We start from the raw sequence: 2360 nt of genomic DNA, 5'->3' as shown, positions 1-2360 counted from the left end.
GGTGCGCGGGCTGGACGCCCTCGGCCTCGGCCCGGCCCTGCGCGACGGCGGACACGGCGAGGCGCCCGGCGGGATCCGCGACCGGCACGGGCGGTGGCTGTCCCGGGTGGACGCCGCCGACATGATCCGGCAGCTGGGCACCACAGCGCTCGGCGTACACCGGGCCACGCTGCACCGCACGCTGCGCGAGGCCCTGCCGGCCGCGTCCCTGCACACGAACGCGACGGTGGAGCACGTGGAGCCCGGCCCGGACCGGGCCGAGGTGCGCTACCTGGGGCCGGGCGGCGCGCACACCATCGACGCCGACCTGGTGGTCGCGCCGACGGCCTGCGCAGCCGGGTCCGCGCCCAGCTCTGGCCGGACCACCCCGGCCCGGTGTACGCGGGGTCGACGACGTGGCGGGCCGCCATCGCGTTGCCCGGCCCGATCCCGGCCGCCATCACCTGGGGTCCGGGGGCCGAGTTCGGCATGGTGCCGATCGGCGACGGCCAGCTCTACTGGTACGCCGCGGTGAACGCCCCGCCCGGCGGCCACGCCCCGGACGAGCTGGCGGCCGTGCGGGAGCACTTCGGCGACTGGCACGACCCCATCCCGGCGCTGCTCGCGGCGACCCCGCCCGCGGTGGTCCTGCGGCACGACATCCACCACCTGGCCGTGCCGCTGCCGTCGTACGTGCGGGGACGGGTGGCGCTGCTCGGCGACGCCGCGCACCCGATGACACCCAACCTCGGGCAGGGCGCCGGGCAGGCGATCGAGGACGCGGTGGTGCTCGGCGCGGTCTGCGCCGGCGGCGCGGCCGACCTGCCCGCCGCGCTGGCCGAGTACGACGCGCAGCGCCGACCGCGCAGCCAGTCCGTCGCCCGGGCCTCCTTCACCGCCGGGCGTTCGGGCAGCAGTTGCACAACCCGATCGCCCTCGCGCTGCGGGACGTCGCGCTGCGACTCACCCCGGGCCGGGCCACCCTGCGTGGAATGGCCCGCTACGCGGACTGGCGCCCGCCGGCGGGCTGAGCCGGCCCGGTGGCCGCCCGGCCGATCGACGCGGCGTACTCGGGCGAGGCGAGGAACTCGGTCAGCACCGCCACCGTGCCAGGTGTCCACGGGCGGCCGTCGAGCACCTGGTCACCGGGGACGAAGACCATCGCCGCGCCCTCCCCGAGCACCACGTCCTCCTGCCGGGCCCGGGTGGTGCCGAGGAAGTAGTGCTTCACCCGGTCCAGCTCGGGCAACTCCTGCACGGCGAGCGGACGCAGCGGCCCGTCGGCAGCGAGGCCGGTCTCCTCCCACAGCTCCCGCTCGGCGGTCTGCTCCGGCGTCTCCCCCGGCTCGCCGTGGCCGCCGGGCAGCCCCCACATGTTCGGATGGTACATCGCCGCTCCGTCGCGCAGTTGCAGCAGCAACCGCCCCTCGGAATCCACCAGCACCACGCACGCGATCATGTCCATCCGGTCAGCCTACGACCGACGAGAACCACCGTGGCACCAATACTCCAGAATAGTCATTACGGCCCCGGTCGGGTTCAAGCAAAAGGGACAGCCCGTCGGTACAATCGGCGACTTCGTTGTGACTGATCGCTGACTGCTGATGGTGAAAGCGATCACACACACTGAGCGCATGAACAGGAGAGTCAACCGCGGTACGGCACTCCGCGTCGCGGTGTGCCTCGTCCTGCTCGCCGCGTTGAGCGGTTGTATGCAGCTCAATATGGGCCTCACCGTGAACGCCGACGACACGGTCGACGGACAGCTGCTGCTGACCGCTCAGAAGCAGGTGCTGACGTCGCGGAACAAGAACATCCCGGTGGCCTTCGCGGAGCTGCGGCAGAACATCCCGGCGCTGCCGGCCGGCGAGGAGACGATTTACCAGGACGCCACTTTCTACGGTTCCCAGATCAGTTACCGCAAAGCGCCGCTTGCCGGTTTCGACACGGAGAGCGTGAAACTGGTCCGGGACGGCGACCTGTACCGCTTCACCCTGCCCCTTGATCCGAAAAAATACGGCGGAAAGGTGGCCGAACAGAATCCGCAGAACCAGCAGGCCTTCCTCAAGTTGATGTCGTTCGAGATCTCGGTGACATTTCCCGGCCGGGTGATCGACAGCAACGGCACTGTCAACGGCCGGTCGGTCAGCTGGCAGGTCGACGCCAACCAGGACAAGCCGGCCGAGCTGCGGGCCGTGGCCGAAGCGCCGCCCAAGCCCTCCGCCTCGCCGGTCGCCGCCGACGACGGAGGCGGGTTCCCCTGGCTGCTGGTTGTCGGCGGCGTGCTCCTCCTGCTGCTGCTCGCCGCGGTGGGCGTACTCCTGGTGCGTCGCCGACACCCGGCGGCGCCGGCTGCGCCCGGCGCGACCCCGCCCGGCCCG

General features: G+C 72.4%; 3 protein-coding genes and 1 pseudogene. 3 read left to right on the top strand and 1 reads right to left on the bottom strand.

Annotated features, from left to right (window positions below; translation table 11 throughout):
- Together JM949_RS38285 and JM949_RS39470 are read left to right on the top strand one after the other, a co-directional pair.
- Window positions 1-514: FAD-dependent oxidoreductase (locus JM949_RS38285; protein WP_407664882.1), on the top strand; the 514-nt coding region annotated here is incomplete at its 5' end.
- Window positions 469-807: pseudogene (locus tag JM949_RS39470) on the top strand (FAD-dependent monooxygenase); the annotation flags it as partial. The gene JM949_RS38285 and the pseudogene JM949_RS39470, both read left to right, overlap by 46 nt.
- A gap of 172 nt (window positions 808-979) precedes the next feature.
- Here JM949_RS39470 and JM949_RS35290 read toward each other — a convergent pair.
- Window positions 980-1444: an NUDIX hydrolase gene (locus JM949_RS35290; protein WP_203152386.1), complete on the bottom strand. Its 465-nt coding sequence runs from the start codon at window positions 1442-1444 to the stop codon at window positions 980-982.
- 139 nt (window positions 1445-1583) lie between these two features.
- Here JM949_RS35290 and JM949_RS35285 point away from each other — a divergent pair.
- A partial coding sequence (locus tag JM949_RS35285; protein ID WP_203152385.1) for an LppM family (lipo)protein occupies window positions 1584-2360 on the top strand: 777 nt, incomplete at its 3' end.

Source organism: Micromonospora tarensis (assembly GCF_016803395.1).
GTDB lineage: Bacteria > Actinomycetota > Actinomycetes > Mycobacteriales > Micromonosporaceae > Micromonospora > Micromonospora tarensis.
Note: the sequence above shows the minus strand (reverse complement) of the source record. Positions and strands in the feature narration are given on the sequence as shown.

What these genes read in the sequence shown, in the direction of transcription:
- JM949_RS35290 (WP_203152386.1), bottom strand. Translation starts at nt 1,444, where the DNA reads ATGGACATGATCGCGTGCGTGGTGCTGGTGGATTCCGAGGGGCGGTTG.